Below are 16,978 nucleotides of genomic sequence, written 5' to 3' on the forward strand. Positions count from 1 at the left end.
GCCCGGAGGTCCTTCGCCAGAGCAGGGTCAGCGCCTCGCAGACCTCGCTGCTCAAGCTCCACCGGATGCTGGCGGACGACCCCGGCGTGGAGGAGTTGGCGTGGAAGGTGAAGCGCAATCCGGTGCTGCTCGCGCAACTGATGAAGTTCGCCGGCTCGGCGCATCAGGCGGGCCGCTCCGACCTCACGGTGGGCGAGGCCATCGCGCGGGTCGGCACGCGCCAGCTCGCGCGGCTCGCGCAGCTGCTGCTGTTCGCCAGCGACGACCAGCGGCACCTGGAGGACAGCCCGCTGCTGCAGCTGGTCCACGCGCGGGCCCGCTTCATGGAACTGATGGCGCAGGAGCGCTGGCCCGACGACGACGTCCTGGCCGACGCCGCGTTCCAGACGGGCATCTTCTCGCTGATGCACGTGGTCACCCGGCAGACCAGCGAGGAGCTGCTGGCGCAGACGGGGACCGGGCCGCGCATCGAGGCGGCCATCCTGCGTCTCGAGGGCCGGCTGGGCGACATGCTGCTCATCGCGCAGCTCATGGAGGGCTTCAAGCCCGTCGAACCCGCGCAGGCGCTGTCGCGCTGCGGGATCGCGTTCGATCGCCTCAGTGCGCTCTTCGCCCGCGCGACGGGCGAGGTCATCACCAGCGGCTGAGAGCGGCGGTGCCGGCCGCCGGGGCCGTGGAGAATGGGACGGGCACCGCACCCCCTCCCGAACGACCATGGCCCCCTCGCTCCCGCCGACCTCCTTCCTGGCCCAGATCCGCCACGTGCGCGACGCCCTGCCGCCGAGCGAGCAGCGCCTGGGCGACTTCATCCTGGCCTTCCCCGGCGACCTCGCGAGCTACAACGCCTCCGAGCTCGCGGCGCTGGTCGAGGTCTCCAACGCCACGGTGACGCGCTTCGTGCGCCGGCTGGGCTACGACGGCTACGAGGCGGCGCGGCGCCACGCGCGCGAGGAGCGCGCCGAGGGCTCGCCGCTGTTCCTGCCGCCCCTGGGCCAGGGCGCGCCGGAAGGCTCGATCGACGCCCACGTGCAGCGCGCCCAGCAGAACATCGCGGCCACCTTCGCCCACGTCGGCGAGGCGCTGGTCGACGAGATCGCGCAGGCGATCGTCCAGGCGCGGGGCGTGTGGTTCCTGGGCTACCGCAACAACCGCCACTTCGCGGCCTACCTGCGCTGGCAGCTGGCGCAGCTGCTGCCGCAGACCCGGGTGATCCCCGGCCCCGGGGAGACGCTGGGCGAGCACGCGGTCGATCTCGACGGGCAGGACGTGCTGGTGGTGTTCGCCCTGCGGCGCAGCCCGGCCATCGCCGCGCGCTTCGCCGAGCTGGCCGTCGCCGCCGGGGCCCGCGTCCTCTACGTCACCGACCCGCAGTCCCGCGCGCCGGCCGGCGCGCGGTGGGTGATCCGGTGCCATTCGGCCGCGCCCGGACCGCTGGACAACCACGTCGCGCTGATGCTGCTGTGCGACGTGCTGGCCACCCGCGCGATGGCGCAGGCCGGCGCCGCCGGGCGGCAGCGCCTGTCGCGGGTCGAGGCCGCGCACGACGCCCTCGCCGAATTGCGCCCGCCGCGCGAGACCCGCCGCGCGGCCGCCTGACGCACGGCCGGGCGGTGCCCGGCGATCCGGATTTTCTCGCCTGACGGTGAATCGCGGCGTCGCCCGCACCCCCGAACGCGCAGATGCGCCAGCGCGAGACGGCGCTCGAGGGCATCGGCGTCACGCGCTCGCACAGGACGATCATCTCGCTGGTGGTGTGCGGCGTGCTGTTCGACGTCTTCGAGCAGAACGCCGTCGGTTTGGTCGGCCCGCTGCTCCATGGCAACGAGAAGCGGGAATTCGACGTGGACGGACCGATGACGCACCGTCACGCATCCATCGACGACCAACCCCGTCCAGGCCGTCGAGCGCAAGTACCCCTGGCTCTCGGGACGCCGCCCGGACGATCATCCGGGATGGTCCGAACTGGGGCCGCAGACCGACGCGCCATGCCTTGAAACCGTGCATCGGGCGGTCGGCACGGCAAGAAGAACCTGTGTACAGGTTGGCACACAACCTGCATACGGGTCGGGCATGAAGCCCAGCCCCGTGCCGAACATCCACGCCAACGCCGTCGCTCCGGCGAACGCCAGCGCCGTCGAACTCGTCGCCCTCAGCAAGCGCTATGCCGACGGCGCGCCGGCCGTGGACGCCATCGACCTGCAGATCGCGCCGGGGAGCTACTGCTGCCTGCTGGGGCCCTCGGGCTGCGGCAAGAGCACCACGCTGCGCATGATCGCGGGGCACGAGAGCGTGACCAGCGGCGACATCCTGCTGCACGACCGCAACATCACCGACCTGCCCGCCTCCGGGCGCGGCACGGCCATGATGTTCCAGAGCTTCGCGCTGTTCCCGCACCTCTCGGCGCTGGACAACGTGGCCTTCAGCCTGAAGATGAAGGGCGTGGCCAAGACCGAACGCCACCGGCGCGCGGCCGACCTGCTCGAGCGCGTGTCGATGGGGCCGCTGGCGCAGCGCAAGCCGCACGAGCTCTCCGGCGGCCAGCAGCAGCGCGTGGCGCTGGCCCGCGCGCTCATCACCGAGCCCAAGGTGCTGCTGCTCGACGAGCCCCTGTCGGCGCTCGACCCCTTCCTGCGCATCCAGATGCGCGCCGAGCTGCGCCGCTGGCAGAAGGACCTGGGCCTGACCTTCATCCACGTCACGCATTCGCAGGAGGAGGCGATGGCGCTGGCCGACACGATGGTCGTGATGAACCGCGGGACCATCGCCCAGGTCGGCACGCCGCACCAGATCTACAACCGGCCGGCGAGCGAGTTCGTCGCCCGCTTCATGGGCGGCCACAACGTGCTGAACCTGCCCGTGGGCAAGGCCGCCGTGCGCAGCGACCACATGCGCCTGGCGCCGCAGACCAGCGCCTCCGACGGCCTGAGCGCGACCATCACCGACGTCGAGTACCAGGGCACCTACGTCCTGCTGACCCTGCAGGCGCTCGACGCCGCCGGCGCCACCGCCGTCGCGGTGATGGTGCCGGAGTCGGCCTTCGGCCTGCAGCCCTGCCGCGAGGTCGGCGATCGCGTGTCGCTGTCCTGGGACGCGTCCGACGTCCACCTGCTGGCCGCCTGAGGTCCGCGCCGATCCGACCCCTTCCCGCTGTCCCGCTTTCCCTCCCTCCCGCTTCATCCCTTCACTCCGAGGTCCCGAGCCATGAACGACGAAACCAATTCCCCGAACGTCCTCGCGCAGCAGCGCCGCACCCTGCTCAAGGGCGGCGCCGGCCTGGCCGGCATCCTGGCCGCCGGCATGGCCCCGGCCGTGCACGCGCAGGAAGCCATCGTGCTGCGCTACCTCGGCACGGCGGTCAACCAGGACAAGGCCATCGCCGACAAGTTCAAGGCCGACACCGGCATCACCGTGCAGTACGTGGCGGTGCAGACCGACGACGTGACCAAGCGCGCCGTCACCGCGCCCAACAGCTTCGACCTGATCGACACCGAGTTCTTCTCGCTCAAGAAGATCGTGCCCACCGGCAACCTCAAGGGCATCGACACCAAGCGCATCAAGAACGCCGACAAGATCACGCCGCTGTTCACCAAGGGCACGGTCGGCGGCAAGGCGGTGGGCGACCAGGGCACGGCGCCCAAGAAGGTGATCTACCTCGAAGGCGAGAAGAGCAAGGTCTTCGCCTCGGCGCCGACGCAGTTCATGTCGCTGATCCCGACGGTCTACAACGCCGACACGCTGGGCATCCGCCCCGACCTGATCAAGCGGCCCATCACCAGCTGGGCCGAGCTGCTCAACCCCGAGTTCAAGGGCAAGACGGCGCTCTTGAACATCCCCTCCATCGGCATCATGGACGCGGCGATGGTGGTCGAGGCGATGGGCAAGTACAAGTACCCCGATAAGGGCAACATGACCAAGGCCGAGATCGACCTGACGATCAGGACGCTGATCGAGGCCAAGAAGGCCGGCCAGTTCCGCGCGCTGTGGAAGGACTTCAACGAGTCGGTCAACCTGATGGCCTCGGGCGAGGTGGTGATCCAGTCGATGTGGAGCCCGGCCGTGACGGCGGTGCGCACCAAGGGCATCGACTGCACCTTCCAGCCGCTCAAGGAGGGGTATCGCGCCTGGGCCGCCGGCTTCGGCCTGCCGGCGACGCTGTCGGGCCGCAAGCTCGACGGCGCCTACGAGTTCATCAACTGGTTCCTCGACGGCTGGGCCGGCGCCTACCTCAACCGCCAGGGCTACTACAGCGCCGTGCTCGACACCGCCAAGGCCAAGATGGAAGCCTACGAGTGGGCCTACTGGATGGAAGGCAAGCCCGCCGCGCAGGACATCAAGAGCCCCAAGGGCGACCTGCTGGCCAAGGCCGGCGCGGTGCGCGACGGCGGCAGCTACGACCAGCGCATGGGCGCCATCGCCTGCTGGAACGCATTGATGGACGAGAACACCTACATGGTGCAGAAGTGGAATGAGTTCGTCGCCGCATAAAGCCGTTCCATGAAAAGTCTTCGCGCCGGGGCGGTCCCGGCGTGGCTGCAGGCCACGCCGATGGGGCTGGTGTTCCTCGTGTTCTTCCTGCTGCCGGTGCTGCTGGTGGGCGTGGTCAGCCTGTGGCCGCAGAACGACTACACGCTGCAGCCGGGCTTCACGCTGGACAACTACGCGACCATCCTGCGCGGCTGCCCGTTCGACGCCGACTCGGGCGACCTGTGCGTGACGCTCAAGACCTACCTGTCGACGCTCAAGTTCGGCGTGCTGGTCTGGGCGATCACGCTGGTGCTGGGTTTCTCCATCGCCTACTTCGTCGCCTTCCACGTGCCCAGCCTGGCCGCGCAGACGGTGATCTTCACGGTGATGACGATCCCGTTCTGGACCTCCAACGTGATCCGCATGATCTCGTGGATGCCCTTGCTCGGGCGCAACGGCTGGATCAACGACACGCTGCAGTCGCTCGGCGTCACGAAGGCGCCGCTCGACTGGCTGCTGTATTCCGACTTCTCGGTGGTGCTGGCCTTCGTGCACCTCAACACCACCTTCATGCTGGTGCCGATCTTCAACTCGATGATGAAGATCGACCGCTCGCTGATCGAGGCGGCCGACGACTGCGGGGCCTCGGCCTGGCAGACGGTGTGGCAGGTGATCGTGCCGCTGTGCCGCACCGGCATCCTGATCGGTTCGATCTTCGTCGTCACGCTGGTGATGGGCGACTTCGTCACCGTCGGCGTGATGGGCGGCCAGCAGATCGCCTCGGTCGGCAAGATCATCCAGGTGCAGACGTCGTACCTGCAGTTCCCGCTCGCCGCGGCCAACGCGGTGGTGCTGCTGGGCGTGGTGATGCTGTTCATCGTCGCGCTCAACCGGCTCGTCGACCTCAGAAAGGAGCTGTGAGATGGCCGGTTCCTCCCGCTCGCGCTCGCGCGGCTTCTGGCCGCTGGCGCTGGTCTGCGCGCTCTACGTGCTGTTCCTCTACGGTCCGGTGATGACCATCTTCGTGCTCAGCTTCCAGGGGCCCGAGGGCGGCCTGACCTTCCCGATGCGCGGCGCCTCGCTGCACTGGTACCGGGAGCTGTGGAACGGCCTGGGCACGGTCGACATCGGCGCGGCGGTGCGCCGCTCGCTCGTCCTGGGCGTGGTGGTGATGGGGCTGACGGTGCTGCTGTCGGTGCTCGCCGGCCTGGCCTTCCGCAAGGCGCTGCGCGGCGGCTCGGCGCTCTTCTACACGGCGGTGGCCAGCCTGATCATGCCGTCGATCGTGGTGTCGCTGGGCATCGCCTTGCAGTTCCGGCTGCTCGACGGCGCGGTCGGCGGTGCGCTCGACGCCCTGGGCTGGACCGAGGCGCGCGAGTCCTTCACGACCCTGACCGGCCTCTACAGCTCGGCCCTGGGCGCGCACCTGACCTGGACCTTGCCTTTCGGCCTGCTGATCATGTTCGCGGTCTTCAACCGCTTCGACCCGGCCTACGAGGAGGCCGCGCGCGACCTCGGCGCGACGCCGTGGCAGACCCTGCGCCACGTCGTGCTGCCCTTGATCGGGCCGTCGTTGGTGGGGGTGGGCATGTTCGGCTTCACGCTCAGCTGGGACGAGATCGCCCGCACCTCGCAGGCCATCGGCGACGTCAACACGCTGCCGCTGGAGCTGCAGGGCCTGACCTCGACCGTGACGACGCCGTCGATCTACGCGCTAGGCACGGTGACGACGCTGCTGTCGTTCTGCGTCATCGGCCTGGCGCTGGTCGCGGCCATGCTGCTGCGCCGCCGCGCGCGGGCCGCGGCGATCTGAGACGGGACGCCGCCGCAATGACGCTCCAGGACGGCGCGCACCCGAGCGCCGGCGACGCGCCGGCGTCGCCGAGCGAACTCCCGCCCGGAGCGGCGGCACCGACCGCGACGTCGACCGCGATCGCGCCGCCGGGCGACGACGCGATCTACGAACGCATCCTCTCGGCCGTGCTCGACCGCCACCTGCCGCCGGGCACGCTGCTGGTCGAGGAGCAGCTCGCCGGCGCCTTCGGCGTCTCGCGCACGCGCATCCGGCCGGTGCTCGCGCGCCTGGCCGGCGAGCACCTGGTGACACTGACCCCGCACCGCCGCGCCACCATCACCCGGCCGACCGCGCAGGAGGCGCGCGAGGTCTTCGAGGCGCGCCGCCTGATCGAGCCGACGCTGGTGGCTTTCTTCGTCGAGCGCGCCAGCGAGGGCGACATCGAGGAGCTGCGCCGCTGCGTCGAGGCCGAGGCGCAGGCGCGCCGCGACGGCGACACGCGCCGGGCGATCCGGCTGGCCGGCGACTTCCACCTGCGGCTGTCGCAGGGCGCGGGCCACCTGACGCTCGGGCGCATCCTGCGCGAGCTGGTCTCGCGCACGACGCTGGTGCTCATGACCTACGGCCCGGCCGGCGCGGACAGTGGCGGCGGCGCCGGCTGCGGCTGCCACGACCACCGCGCCCTGATCGACGCCCTGCGGCTGCGCGACGCCGCCGAGGCCGCGCGCCGCATGGACGAGCACCTGGCGCGGCTGGAGGCGCAGCTGTGCTTCGCGTCGCCGGCGGCGGCGACCCCCGACCTCGCCCGGCTGTTCGGCGCCGGTGCCGGTGCCTGAATCCCTCACCCATCCGACCGCCATGCCGCGCCTGCTCGTCCTCAATCCCAACACCTCCGCCCACGTCAGCGCGCTGCTCGCGACCCACGTCCGGGCCGTCTGCGGCGAGCGCGCGGCGGTCGACGTCGCGACGGCCCGGCTGGGCGCGCCCTACATCGCCTGCGAGGCCAGCTACGCCGTGGCCGGCCATGCCGCGCTCGACGCCTGGGCCGCCGCCGCGCGGCCGCCGGCCGAACCGCCCGGGGCGATCCTGCTGGGCTGCTTCGGCGACCCGGGCCTGCTGGCGCTGCGCCAGTGCGCCACGGTGCCGGTGATCGGGCTGGCGGAAGCGGCGTTCGTCGAGGCCGCGCGACACGGCCGCTTCGCCGTCGTCACCGGCGGCGTCGCCTGGGATCCGATGCTGCGTCGGCTCGCCCACATGCTCGGCCACGGCGACGCGCTGGCCGCCGTCGAGATCGTGGCGCCCACGGGGGCCGAGCTGGCGGCCGATCCGCCGATGGCCGAGCGCGTGCTGGCCGAGGCCTGCGCGCGCGCCGCCCGCGTCGCGGGCGTGCGCGCCGTGATCGTCGGCGGCGCCGGCCTGGCGGGCATGGCGGCGCGCCTGCAGGGCGCGTCGGCGCTGCCGCTGATCGACAGCGTGGCGGCGGGCGCGCGGCAGGCGCTGGCCGCGCTGGACATCGCGCCGCCGCGCGCGGTGTCGCGCTGCGAGGTGGCCTGGACCGGCGTGTCGGACGAGCTCCGGGAACTCGGACGCCCCTGACGACGGCCGGCCGCGCGCCGCGCCGCGCCGTGCCGTGCCGTGCCGTGCCGTGCCTCGGCCGCCGCACTATCGGACTGGCGATGAACGGGGCCGTCGCCGTCCCGGGCCAAGATGCCTCGGCACGCGCGGGGCCGGGTGCGCGGCCCCGCGATGTCCCTTCGACGGCACCGAGCGCGGAAACAACGATGGTCACCATTTCGAGCCCCGGCACGGCCGGGAACCAGGGGGAGGGCGCCGCGAGGCCCGGGAGGTCCGCCCGGTGGGCGCGCTGGTTCTGGCGCCGTTCGGGTGCCAAGGCGCTCTGGACGGCGCACCGTTTCCGCCGGCTGCGCCGGGAATGGCGCGACCTCGTCCCCGTCGACGACGCGCCCCCCGCCGTCCGGCCCGCGGCGTCGCGCCGGGCCCGCGTGCTGCTGATTCCGCCGGACCCCCTGCTGCTGACCGCCTCGCGCGGCGACGAGGCCATGCTGCTCGCGCTGATGGCGTCGTGCCGGGATCTCTTCGACGGGCCCGAATTCGTGATCGCCACGGCCGGCGACGAGGCCGACCGGTGCGCGCGGCGGCTCGGCGCCCGGCCGTGCCGGGCCCTCGACGACGGCCTCTGCCTGCGCCGGTCGATGGACGCCGTTGCGGCGCTGGAGGTCACGCACTGCGTCACCCTCGGCGCCGACGTCTGCGACGGCAGCTACGACCCGGTGTTCTCCGCCCGGCTGCTGCTGCTCACGGACCTGGTGCTGCGCAGCGGCGCGCGCTGCGTGGTCAACGGCTTCAGCTTCAGCGACCGGGCCTATCCCGGCCTGGCGGCGGTCTTCGCGGGGTTGAGCCGGGCGCTGGTGCTCAACCTGCGCGACCCGGTCTCGCACCGGCGCTTCGTCGCGTTCGCCGGCGTCCCGGCCGAATCGACGGCCGACATCGCCTTCCTGCTCGATGCGCAGGCGGCGAGCGAGGCGCGCATCGAACCCCTGGCGGCCTGGGTCCGGTCGCGGCGGGAGCGGGGCGACACGGTCATCGGCTTCAACATCCATCCGCTGCTCGTCGAGCTCGACCAGCGGCACCGGCTGCCCGCGCTCGTCGCCGAGGTCGGCGCGGCCCTGAAGGAACTGATCGGGTCGACACGGGTGAGCCTGGTGCTGCTCGAACACGATTTCAGGGGCGCGTCGGCCGATCGCAACTGCTTCGATCCGCTGATGGAGTGCCTGCGCCGCCACGGCTGCGCGGACCGCGTGTTCCATCCGGTCGAACCGATGGACGCGGTCGAACTCAAGGCCGGCGTGGCGCACCTCGACGGCGTCGTCTCGGGGCGCATGCACCTCGCCATCGCGGCGCTGGGCATGGGCGTGCCGGTCCTGGCGTTCGGCTACAAGGGCAAGATGGAAGGCCTGCTGGCGCATTTCGGGCTCGACCCCGGGCTGGCGATTCCCGGCGCCGAGCTGTTCGACCGGGCGACGCTCGCATCGCGCCTGCGGTCCTTCGTCGGCGAACTCGACCGCATCCGGGCGCAGGTCGACGCCGGCCTGCCCGGCGTGAGGGACCTGGCGCGCAGGAACCTGGCGTCGTTCCGGTGACGCGACGCCGCCAGGGCGTGTCGCGCGGGCGTGGACCGCGACCGCCGGCCGTTCTAAGGGAAGCCCCCGGGGTGGCGGCGATTCCAGAGTACCGGCGCGTGGAATTCCGGTATCGGGACGCCCGCCGATCCGATCTATCTTGCGTGCCGTACACCGAGCCCCGGTCCCTTCGTACCCGGCGGGCTCGTCCCTCACGCTCCGCATCGCAAGGACACACACCATGAACACGACCTCAGAACTGGAAGGCCAAGTCGCCCTCGTCACCGGCGCCGCGTCGGGCATCGGCCTGGCGAGCACGGAGATGCTGCTGGCCGCCGGCGCCCGCGTGGTGCTGGCCGACCGCAACGAGGCCGCATTGAAGGCGCTCTGCGAGCGCCTGGGCGAGCGGGCCGTGCCGCTCGTGATCGACCTGCTCGACCCGAAGGACTGCGCGACGCTGGTGCCGCAGGCGCTCGCGAAGGCCGGCCGCATCGACATCCTGCACGCCAACGCCGGTACCTACGTGGGCGGCGACCTGGTCGACGCCGACACGCACGAGATCGACCGCATGCTCAACTTGAACGTCAACGTCGTCATGAAGAACGTGCACGACGTGCTGCCGCACATGATCGAGCGCAGGTCGGGCGACATCGTCGTCACCAGCTCGCTGGCCGCGCACTACCCGACGCCGTGGGAGCCGGTCTACGCGTCGTCGAAGTGGGCCATCAACTGCTTCGTGCAGACCGTGCGGCGCCAGGTGTTCAAGCACGGCCTGCGCGTGGGCTCGATCTCGCCGGGTCCGGTGATCAGCGCGCTGCTGGCGGACTGGCCGGCCGAGAAGCTCGCCGAGGCCAAGGCTTCGGGCAGCCTGCTGGAGGCCGCGGAGGTGGCCGAGGTGGTGCGCTTCATGCTCACGCGCCCGCGCGGCATGACCATCCGCGACGTGGTGATGATGCCGACGAACTTCGATCTCTGAGGCGCCCGGGCGACGCCGGCACGCATCGTTTCATGGCTCCTCTCACAGCGCTCGCCACGATCGGCTGACAGCGGGTCGCGTCCGCTGGCGTGGAAGATGCTGCCTCTCGCGCGTCGGCAATCCGCCGTCGCCCCCACACCGACGAAGCATCGATGAACCCCACTCCCTTCAAACCCTTCTCCCGCCTCATCGACGGCGTCGAGAACTTCCGCAGCAAGCAGTTCGAGGAGAACCGCGAGCTGTTCCAGCAGCTGGCCACGCAGCAGCAGCCCAAGACCCTGTTCATCTGCTGCGCCGACAGCCGCGTCGTGCCCGAACTGATGACGCAGACCGACCCGGGCGAGCTGTTCCTGTGCCGCAACATCGGCAACGTGGTGCCGGCCTACGGCGAGATGATGGGCGGCGTGTCGGCGGTGGTCGAGTACGCCTGCACGGCGCTGGAAGTGACCGACGTGGTCGTCTGCGGCCACTCGGACTGCGGCGCCATGAAGGCATTGCTCAACCCGAACGATCCGGTGCTGCAGAAGATGCCGACGGTCGCCTCGTGGCTGCGCAACGCCGAGGCCGCGCGCACCGTGGTCGAGGCGACGATGCCGCACCTGGAAGGCCCGGAACGCGTCGCGGCGCTGGTGGTGCAGAACGTGCGCACGCAGCTGGGCCACCTGCGCACGCACCCGGCGGTCGCCGCGCGGCTGGCCACGCAGCAGCTCACCCTGCACGGCTGGGTCTACGACATCGAGTCGGGCGACGTCCGCGCGGTCGACGAGGTCAGCGGCGAGCTGCGTCCCCTGCGCGGCGACGAGGACGTGCCGGGCATCGACATCGAATGATTGTCCAGCGCAGCCTGAACCTGCGGCACCTGCTGGGGATCGTGGGGCCGCCCCTGCTGGTGCTGCTGGCCTACGACATCGCCGTCACCTACCTCTACATGGTCGAGGACTGGAGCGAGATCGGCCTGGACAACCTGCCGCTGCCGCTGGTGGGCACCGCCGTCGCGCTGGTCGTGACCCTGCGCAACAACGCCGCCTACGCGCGCTGGTGGGAGGGTCGCATGCTGTGGGGCCAGATCGTCAACGACTCGCGCAGCTTCGTGCGCGGGCTGATCGCCATGACCGGCGACGTCGGCCTGCAGATCCGCCTGACCAAGCACCAGGTGGCCTACACCCAGGCCCTGCGCCTGCACCTGCTGCGCCTGCCGCCCTGGGACGACCTGGAGCGGCTGCTGCCCGGGGAGACCATCGAGCGGGTGCGCGGGGCGGCCAACGTGCCGCTGGCGCTGCAGACCGACATCGCCGACCGCCTGGGACGAGCGCGCGTCGCCGGCCACGTCGACAACATCGGACTGGCCGCGCTCAACGTCAGCCTCTCCGCGCTGGCGAGCGCGCAGGGCGGCCTGGAGCGCATCAAGAACACGCCGCTGGCGCGCCAGTACAGCCAGTTCCCGCGCATCTTCGTGCGCGTGTTCTGCCTGCTGCTGCCGCTGGGCCTGGTACACGACCTGGGCTGGTTCACGCCGCTGGGCTCGGCGCTGGTGGGCTTCATGTTCCTGGCGCTCGACCAGGTCGGCATCGACCTGGAGGACCCGTTCGAAGGCACCCTGCACGACGTGCCCATGCAGGCCATCACGCGCGCCATCGAGGTCGACCTGCACCAGATGGTCGGCCACCTCTCGGACCCGCCGGTGGTGGCGGTGAGGAAGGGCGTGCTGAACTGACGCGTCGCAGCGTCGCTCCCACGCGCGTTCACACCCTGACGTCGCGACCGGCGGGCAGCGCGACGACCAGTTGCAGGACCAGCAGGGCGCTCAGGATCAGCACGGGCGCGTTCCAGTCGCCCGTCGCGTGGTGGAGGATGCCGATCAGCAGCGGTCCGGCCACGGCGATCGCGTAGCCGACGGTCTGCGCCATCGCCGAGATGCGCGCGGCCGTGTCGGCGCTGGCGGCCCGGGCGACGAACAGGAAGGTGCCCAGCGCCAGACCGCCGCCCTGCCCGAGACCCAGGAGCGAGGCCCACAGCATCGCCGTGCCGGCCGGTGCGTACCGCAGGCCCAGCGTCCCCGCCAGGCACAGCAGGACCGTCGCGGCGATGTGGGGCCGCTGGTCGCCGGCGCGGGCGGCCAGCAGCGGTGCCGCGAAGCTGGCCGCCATCAGCCCGATCTGCGAGATCGAGAAGATCAGCGCCGCCGCGCGCGGTGTCGCTCCGCGATCCGCGAGCAGCGTGGGCATCCAGGGCAGGAAGACGTACAGGTTGAGCACCTGCAGCCCGAAGAAGAGCGTGATCGACCACGCGATCCGGTTGCGGTACACCGGCACCGCCGCAGCGGCAGGTCCGTCCCCCGGCCGTTCCGCGTCGGCCCCATGACGCAGCTGCGGCAGCCATGCGAGCAGCGCCAGCGCGGCCGGCAGCGCCCACAGCCCCAGCGAAACGTGGGCGGCGCGGGCATCCGCACCCAGCCACTGGAAGAGCGGGAGGGAAAGCCCGGCTCCGATCACCGCCCCCATGCCCAGCATCAGCGCGTACACGCCCATGACCAGGCCCATGCGTCGCGGCCCGAAGCGCTTGCGCGCCAGCGTGGGCATGATCACGTTCATGACCGCGACGCCCGCGCTGGCGAGCACGGTGCCCAGGATCAGGCCGGCCTCGCCGAACCCGCGCGCGCCGCATCCGAGGATCAGCAACGCCAGCCCGAGCGCCAGGGCGCGTTCCTCCCCCAGCCATTGCCGCAGCCTGACGCCGGGCATGGCGCACAGGCCGAGCAATGCCAGCGGCAGGGTCGTCACCAGCAGGGTGGACGCGAAGCCGAGTCCCAGGGGCTCGAGCAGCGGTCCGATCGTGGCGAAGATCAGGCGCAGGTTCAGCGCCACCAGGACGAAGCCGGCCCAGAGCGGCCACTGCCGCGACGCCGGCCGGGAGGACGCCGCCGCGCGGTCGGACGATGCGACGTCGGCGCTCACGACCGCGGCTCCAGCTCGACCAGGACCAGGCCCCTGAGCCGGCCGGCGCAAGCGTCCTGCAGGGCCAGCGGGGCCTGCTCGATCCCCCTGATCGACGTGCAGGGCAGTCGGATGGCGCCCTTGCGTAGCCAGACCTTCACCTGACGCAGCCAGGCGTCGAACAGCTCCGGCGCCTGCGCGTCCGCGCTGAAGCCGCGCAGGGTCACGCCCTTGAGGATGAGCTGGAACGAGTCCAGCTCGACTGGTGCCTTCGAGGTGGCGCGACGGGAGCCCAGTTCCGCGCTCAGCGCGCCCAGCAGGACGCAGCGCGCGCCCCGGTTCGCCCGCTCGAGCGCCGCCGCCAGCTGCTCGCCGCCCATCATGTCGACGACGACGTCGATGCCCTCGGGCGCCGCCGCCGCCAGCTGGTCGCGCAGGGGGCCGCCGTCGTGCGTGACCACCGCGTCGTAGCCCAGCTCGGTGCGCATCCAGTGCGCCTTGTCCGCGCCGCGGGTGCTGCCGACCACCCGCCCGGCGCCGAGCAGCCGCGCGATCTGTCCGGCCATCGAGCCGATCGCGCCGGCGCCGCTGGTGACGAGGACCGTGTCGCCGGGATGGACCCCGACGCCCTTGGTCAGCGCGGCGTAGGCCGTCCAGCCATGGCCGAGCCAGGCGGCGGGGTCGACGTCCCCGTCGTCCACCGCCGTGCACTGGTCCGCGTCGACGACCGCGTACTCCCGCCAGCCCGACGGATGCAGCACCAGGGTGCCGACGCCCAGCCCGCACCCCGGTCCCGCCTGCACGATCTCGCCGATCGCCTCGTCGGCGAGCACGTCGCCGGGCTGGAGCGGCGGGAAGGGAATGCCCTCGACCCGCGCGGCCCCTTCGCTCGCCATCAGGCGCGTCGAGATGGAAACGCGGAACCAGCGGTTGCGCACCAGGACCTGCCGCGGGCCGGGGTCGGGCACGGAGCGCTCGACGAGGGTGAAGTGATCGGCCGTCAAGGCCCCCGACGTGTGGGCGGCCAGCCTGACTTCGCGGGATCGGCGTGGGCGGTGGGATGGGTGACGTGGCGTCATGGATGCGTTCCTCGGTTGATCTGAACGACTCTAGGACGGCGCGACCGCTGCTTATGATTCGATGTTCAGGCGATCCGGATTCTTCGTTTGGCATTCCGGAGGCATCCCGGAAACGGGACCGGACCGCTCACCGATTCCATGGAGGAGTGCGCCGTGAACCACCGCCCGACGACTTCGGACCCGTCCGCGCCGACATCGCCGGGCCGGCTGTCCTGGCAGCGCTCGTGGCTTCCCGAGGCGCTGGGCACCTGCTTCGTCGACCGTCTGGCGCTGGGCGACGGCCTGACGGTGGCCTATGCCAGCTACACGCCGAGGGTCGACCTGACGGAGATCGGCGAGATCGAGCGCGAGCGCTGCCTGACCGTGGCCGTCGCGCTCGAAGGGCGGTCGAGCACCGTCCGCGCGGACGGGCGACGTTTCGACTTCGTCGCCGGACACAGCACCGTGGCCGCCTACGCGAGCGTGCGCGGCGAACGGCGCTTTCCGGCCCGGCAGTCGGTCCGGCAGCTGCGTCTGATCGTCGAGGCGCCGCTGCTGCGCCGCTACGGCCTCGAGGACCTGCTCGACGGCGCCGGCGACGATCCCGCGGCGCGCCGGCCTGCGTCCGGCCGGCACGGCGGCGCCGTCCGCAGGCTGGCCGATTCGCTGATCCACCTGCGCGACCAGGGCGGCAGCCTGCTGGACATGCAGGTCTGCGCGCTGGGGCTGCTGGCCGAGCACGTCGGCCCCTTCGTCCGCCCCGGGGCCGCGACGGGCGGCATGCGCCCGGCCGACCAGGACGCGATGCTGCGCGCCAGGGACCTGCTGTCGAGCCAGTTCGATCGCCCCCTGACCGTCGCCGCCCTGTGCCTGGCGGTGGGCGTCAACGAATTCAAGCTCAAGCAGGGTTTCCGGGCGATGTTCGGCACCAGCCCGCATCGCATGCTGACCGACATCCGCATGAAGCGGGCGTGGGAACTGCTGGAGACCGGCCTGCACGTCTCGACCGTCGGGTACAAGGTCGGCTATGCGCACCTGTCCAGCTTCAGCGCGGCCTTCGAGCGGTACCACGGCCGGGCGCCCAGCACGGTGACGAGGGCCCGCAGGCGCGACTGACGCGGCGCCCTTCCGTCCGACCGACGACCCGATCCCGACGACCCCATTCCCATGTACATCCCGCCCCACTTCCTCGAAGACCGCCCCGAGGCCCTGCAGCGCGTCATCCGCGACCACCCGCTGGGCATCCTGGTCACGCGCGACGCCGACGGCGCGCTGGACGCGGACCACCTGCCGTTCGAGTTCGACCCCGACCCCGATCCCGGCGCGGGCGCGGGCGGGCACGGCGTGCTGTCGGCCCACGTCGCGCGCGCCAATCCGCTCTGGCGTCGCTGCCCGACCGGCACGCCGGTGATGGTGGTCTTCCGCGCCGCCGAGGCCTACGTCTCGCCCAACTGGTATCCGAGCAAGCACAAGACCCACCGCCAGGTGCCGACGTGGAACTACGAGGTGGTGCATGCCCACGGCGTGCTGACCGTGCGCGACGACGAGCGCTTCGTGCGCGGCCTCGTCGCGCGGCTGACGCGGCGCTACGAGGCCGGCGAGCCGGTACCGTGGAAGATGGGCGACTCGGCGCCCGACTTCATCGACGGCATGCTGCGCGCCATCGTCGGCATCGAGATCGCCGTCACCTCGCTGGTGGGCAAGGCCAAGCTGAGTCAGAACCGGGAGGCGCGCGATCGCGAGGGAGCGGCCGGGGTCCTGGCCGCGCGCGGGGAGACCGAACTGGCCGCCGCCATGCGGCGTGGCGGCTGAAGCGCGCCATGCCGCCCCATCGGAGGCCGGCGTGTCCTCAGACCGAGGCGCCCCCGTCCACGACCAGGTCGTGGCCGACGGCGTAGCCGGCGCCGTCGGAGCACAGCCACAGGACGGCCGACGCGACCTCGTCGAGCCGGGCGACGCGCCCGGACGGATTGGCCGCGGCGACGCGCGCGTCGCGCGCCGACCGGTCCTCGCCGGGGCGGTAGGACATGGGGGCGTCGACCGGCCCCGGACTGACGCAGTTGACGCGGATGCCGCTGCCGATCGCCTCCAGCGCGGCGGTCCGCGTCAGCACGGCGACGGCCGCCTTCGAGGCGGCATAGGCGCCGGTGCCGGGACGCGTCAGGTGCTGGCCGATGTTGGAGGCGACGTTCACGATCGCGCCGCCGCCGCCCTGCCGCTTCATCGCCAGGATCTCGTGCTTCAGGCACAGCCAGGTGCCCAGCGTGTTGGTCTCCAGGGTCTGCCGGAAGTCGTCGACGTCGAGCTCGTCGACCGCGCCCGCGCGCAGCAGGCCGGCGCAGTTGACGGCGATGTCGAGCCGGCGCGCTCCGGCGAGCGCGGCGTCGAGCAGCGCCGCGACGCTCGTCTTGTCCGTCACGTCGCACGTCGCGGCCAGCCAGCTGCCGCCCGCGCCCTCGATCGCCGCGCCCGTGGCGTCGAGTTCGGCGCGGCGCCGACCGGCCAGGACGACGCGCGCCCCGGCCGCCGCCAGCGCGATGGCGACGTGGCGCCCGATGCCCGAGCCCGCGCCGGTGACCAGCGCGTTCCTTCCATCGAATGAATCCATGGCC

The 16,978-nt window shown here is 72.0% G+C and carries 18 protein-coding genes; 15 read left to right on the top strand and 3 right to left on the bottom strand.

Features of this window, described 5'->3' with window-relative positions:
* The 13 genes from ABID77_RS14895 to ABID77_RS14955 form a co-directional block, all read left to right on the top strand.
* A partial coding sequence (locus ABID77_RS14895) for an HDOD domain-containing protein (protein WP_429597344.1) occupies window positions 1-647 on the top strand: 647 nt, incomplete at its 5' end.
* A 67-nt stretch (window positions 648-714) separates the two neighbouring features.
* Window positions 715-1,596, top strand: coding sequence for a MurR/RpiR family transcriptional regulator (locus ABID77_RS14900; RefSeq protein WP_429597347.1), 882 nt, complete (start codon window positions 715-717; stop codon window positions 1,594-1,596).
* A gap of 83 nt (window positions 1,597-1,679) precedes the next feature.
* Window positions 1,680-1,994: a hypothetical protein gene (locus ABID77_RS14905; RefSeq protein ID WP_429597350.1), complete on the top strand. Its 315-nt coding sequence runs from the start codon at window positions 1,680-1,682 to the stop codon at window positions 1,992-1,994.
* 76 nt (window positions 1,995-2,070) lie between these two features.
* Window positions 2,071-3,120 carry an ABC transporter ATP-binding protein gene (locus ABID77_RS14910; RefSeq protein WP_429597353.1) on the top strand — a complete coding sequence of 350 codons (1,050 nt, stop codon included), beginning with the start codon at window positions 2,071-2,073 and terminating at the stop codon, window positions 3,118-3,120.
* An 81-nt stretch (window positions 3,121-3,201) separates the two neighbouring features.
* On the top strand, window positions 3,202-4,485 hold the full coding sequence (locus ABID77_RS14915; protein ID WP_429597356.1) for an ABC transporter substrate-binding protein: 1,284 nt from the start codon (window positions 3,202-3,204) through the stop codon (window positions 4,483-4,485).
* A gap of 9 nt (window positions 4,486-4,494) precedes the next feature.
* Window positions 4,495-5,385, top strand: coding sequence for an ABC transporter permease (locus tag ABID77_RS14920; protein WP_429597359.1), 891 nt, complete (start codon window positions 4,495-4,497; stop codon window positions 5,383-5,385).
* Window position 5,386: 1 nt separating this feature from the next.
* Window positions 5,387-6,277: an ABC transporter permease gene (locus ABID77_RS14925; protein WP_429597362.1), complete on the top strand. Its 891-nt coding sequence runs from the start codon at window positions 5,387-5,389 to the stop codon at window positions 6,275-6,277.
* Between the two features lie 17 nt (window positions 6,278-6,294).
* Window positions 6,295-7,095: a GntR family transcriptional regulator gene (locus tag ABID77_RS14930; protein ID WP_429597365.1), complete on the top strand. Its 801-nt coding sequence runs from the start codon at window positions 6,295-6,297 to the stop codon at window positions 7,093-7,095.
* A 22-nt stretch (window positions 7,096-7,117) separates the two neighbouring features.
* The gene (locus ABID77_RS14935; RefSeq protein WP_429597367.1) at window positions 7,118-7,855 is read left to right on the top strand and encodes an aspartate/glutamate racemase family protein; all 738 of its coding nucleotides are present in this window, start codon (window positions 7,118-7,120) and stop codon (window positions 7,853-7,855) included.
* A 185-nt stretch (window positions 7,856-8,040) separates the two neighbouring features.
* On the top strand, window positions 8,041-9,420 hold the full coding sequence (locus ABID77_RS14940; protein WP_429597370.1) for a polysaccharide pyruvyl transferase family protein: 1,380 nt from the start codon (window positions 8,041-8,043) through the stop codon (window positions 9,418-9,420).
* A 220-nt stretch (window positions 9,421-9,640) separates the two neighbouring features.
* A complete protein-coding gene (locus ABID77_RS14945; protein ID WP_429597373.1) occupies window positions 9,641-10,375 on the top strand; it encodes an SDR family oxidoreductase in 735 nt (244 codons plus the stop codon).
* 152 nt (window positions 10,376-10,527) lie between these two features.
* Window positions 10,528-11,205, top strand: a complete 678-nt coding sequence (locus ABID77_RS14950; protein WP_429597376.1) for a carbonic anhydrase — start codon at window positions 10,528-10,530, stop codon at window positions 11,203-11,205.
* On the top strand, window positions 11,202-12,089 hold the full coding sequence (locus ABID77_RS14955; RefSeq protein ID WP_429597379.1) for a bestrophin family protein: 888 nt from the start codon (window positions 11,202-11,204) through the stop codon (window positions 12,087-12,089). Before ABID77_RS14950 ends, ABID77_RS14955 begins: the two co-directional genes overlap by 4 nt.
* Window positions 12,090-12,117: 28 nt before the next feature.
* On the opposite strand, the gene ABID77_RS14960 is transcribed toward ABID77_RS14955, so the two are convergent.
* Window positions 12,118-13,329, bottom strand: a complete 1,212-nt coding sequence (locus ABID77_RS14960) for an MFS transporter (RefSeq protein WP_429597382.1) — start codon at window positions 13,327-13,329, stop codon at window positions 12,118-12,120.
* The gene (locus tag ABID77_RS14965) at window positions 13,326-14,387 is read right to left on the bottom strand and encodes an MDR family NADP-dependent oxidoreductase (protein ID WP_429597385.1); all 1,062 of its coding nucleotides are present in this window, start codon (window positions 14,385-14,387) and stop codon (window positions 13,326-13,328) included. The genes ABID77_RS14960 and ABID77_RS14965 overlap by 4 nt, the downstream gene beginning before the upstream one ends.
* A gap of 153 nt (window positions 14,388-14,540) precedes the next feature.
* On the opposite strand from ABID77_RS14965, the gene ABID77_RS14970 reads away from it, so the two are divergent.
* On the top strand, window positions 14,541-15,482 hold the full coding sequence (locus ABID77_RS14970) for a helix-turn-helix transcriptional regulator (RefSeq protein ID WP_429597388.1): 942 nt from the start codon (window positions 14,541-14,543) through the stop codon (window positions 15,480-15,482).
* Between the two features lie 51 nt (window positions 15,483-15,533).
* Window positions 15,534-16,178 carry an FMN-binding negative transcriptional regulator gene (locus ABID77_RS14975; protein WP_429597391.1) on the top strand — a complete coding sequence of 215 codons (645 nt, stop codon included), beginning with the start codon at window positions 15,534-15,536 and terminating at the stop codon, window positions 16,176-16,178.
* Between the two features lie 37 nt (window positions 16,179-16,215).
* Here ABID77_RS14975 and ABID77_RS14980 read toward each other — a convergent pair whose 3' ends face one another.
* Window positions 16,216-16,974, bottom strand: coding sequence for an SDR family NAD(P)-dependent oxidoreductase (locus ABID77_RS14980; RefSeq protein ID WP_429597393.1), 759 nt, complete (start codon window positions 16,972-16,974; stop codon window positions 16,216-16,218).
* Window positions 16,975-16,978: the final 4 nt, after the last annotated feature.

It is taken from the genome of Variovorax sp. PvP013 (genome assembly GCF_050435945.1).
Lineage (GTDB): Bacteria > Pseudomonadota > Gammaproteobacteria > Burkholderiales > Burkholderiaceae_C > Variovorax.

What these genes read in the sequence shown, in the direction of transcription:
- ABID77_RS14965 (WP_429597385.1), bottom strand. Translation starts at nt 14,387, where the DNA reads ATGACGCCACGTCACCCATCCCACCGCCCACGCCGATCCCGCGAAGTC.
- ABID77_RS14980 (WP_429597393.1), bottom strand. Translation starts at nt 16,974, where the DNA reads ATGGATTCATTCGATGGAAGGAACGCGCTGGTCACCGGCGCGGGCTCG.
- ABID77_RS14940 (WP_429597370.1), top strand. Translation starts at nt 8,041, where the DNA reads ATGGTCACCATTTCGAGCCCCGGCACGGCCGGGAACCAGGGGGAGGGC.
- ABID77_RS14975 (WP_429597391.1), top strand. Translation starts at nt 15,534, where the DNA reads ATGTACATCCCGCCCCACTTCCTCGAAGACCGCCCCGAGGCCCTGCAG.
- ABID77_RS14945 (WP_429597373.1), top strand. Translation starts at nt 9,641, where the DNA reads ATGAACACGACCTCAGAACTGGAAGGCCAAGTCGCCCTCGTCACCGGC.
- ABID77_RS14915 (WP_429597356.1), top strand. Translation starts at nt 3,202, where the DNA reads ATGAACGACGAAACCAATTCCCCGAACGTCCTCGCGCAGCAGCGCCGC.
- ABID77_RS14925 (WP_429597362.1), top strand. Translation starts at nt 5,387, where the DNA reads ATGGCCGGTTCCTCCCGCTCGCGCTCGCGCGGCTTCTGGCCGCTGGCG.
- ABID77_RS14900 (WP_429597347.1), top strand. Translation starts at nt 715, where the DNA reads ATGGCCCCCTCGCTCCCGCCGACCTCCTTCCTGGCCCAGATCCGCCAC.
- ABID77_RS14950 (WP_429597376.1), top strand. Translation starts at nt 10,528, where the DNA reads ATGAACCCCACTCCCTTCAAACCCTTCTCCCGCCTCATCGACGGCGTC.
- ABID77_RS14910 (WP_429597353.1), top strand. Translation starts at nt 2,071, where the DNA reads ATGAAGCCCAGCCCCGTGCCGAACATCCACGCCAACGCCGTCGCTCCG.
- ABID77_RS14920 (WP_429597359.1), top strand. Translation starts at nt 4,495, where the DNA reads ATGAAAAGTCTTCGCGCCGGGGCGGTCCCGGCGTGGCTGCAGGCCACG.
- ABID77_RS14955 (WP_429597379.1), top strand. Translation starts at nt 11,202, where the DNA reads ATGATTGTCCAGCGCAGCCTGAACCTGCGGCACCTGCTGGGGATCGTG.
- ABID77_RS14930 (WP_429597365.1), top strand. Translation starts at nt 6,295, where the DNA reads ATGACGCTCCAGGACGGCGCGCACCCGAGCGCCGGCGACGCGCCGGCG.
- ABID77_RS14935 (WP_429597367.1), top strand. Translation starts at nt 7,118, where the DNA reads ATGCCGCGCCTGCTCGTCCTCAATCCCAACACCTCCGCCCACGTCAGC.
- ABID77_RS14905 (WP_429597350.1), top strand. Translation starts at nt 1,680, where the DNA reads ATGCGCCAGCGCGAGACGGCGCTCGAGGGCATCGGCGTCACGCGCTCG.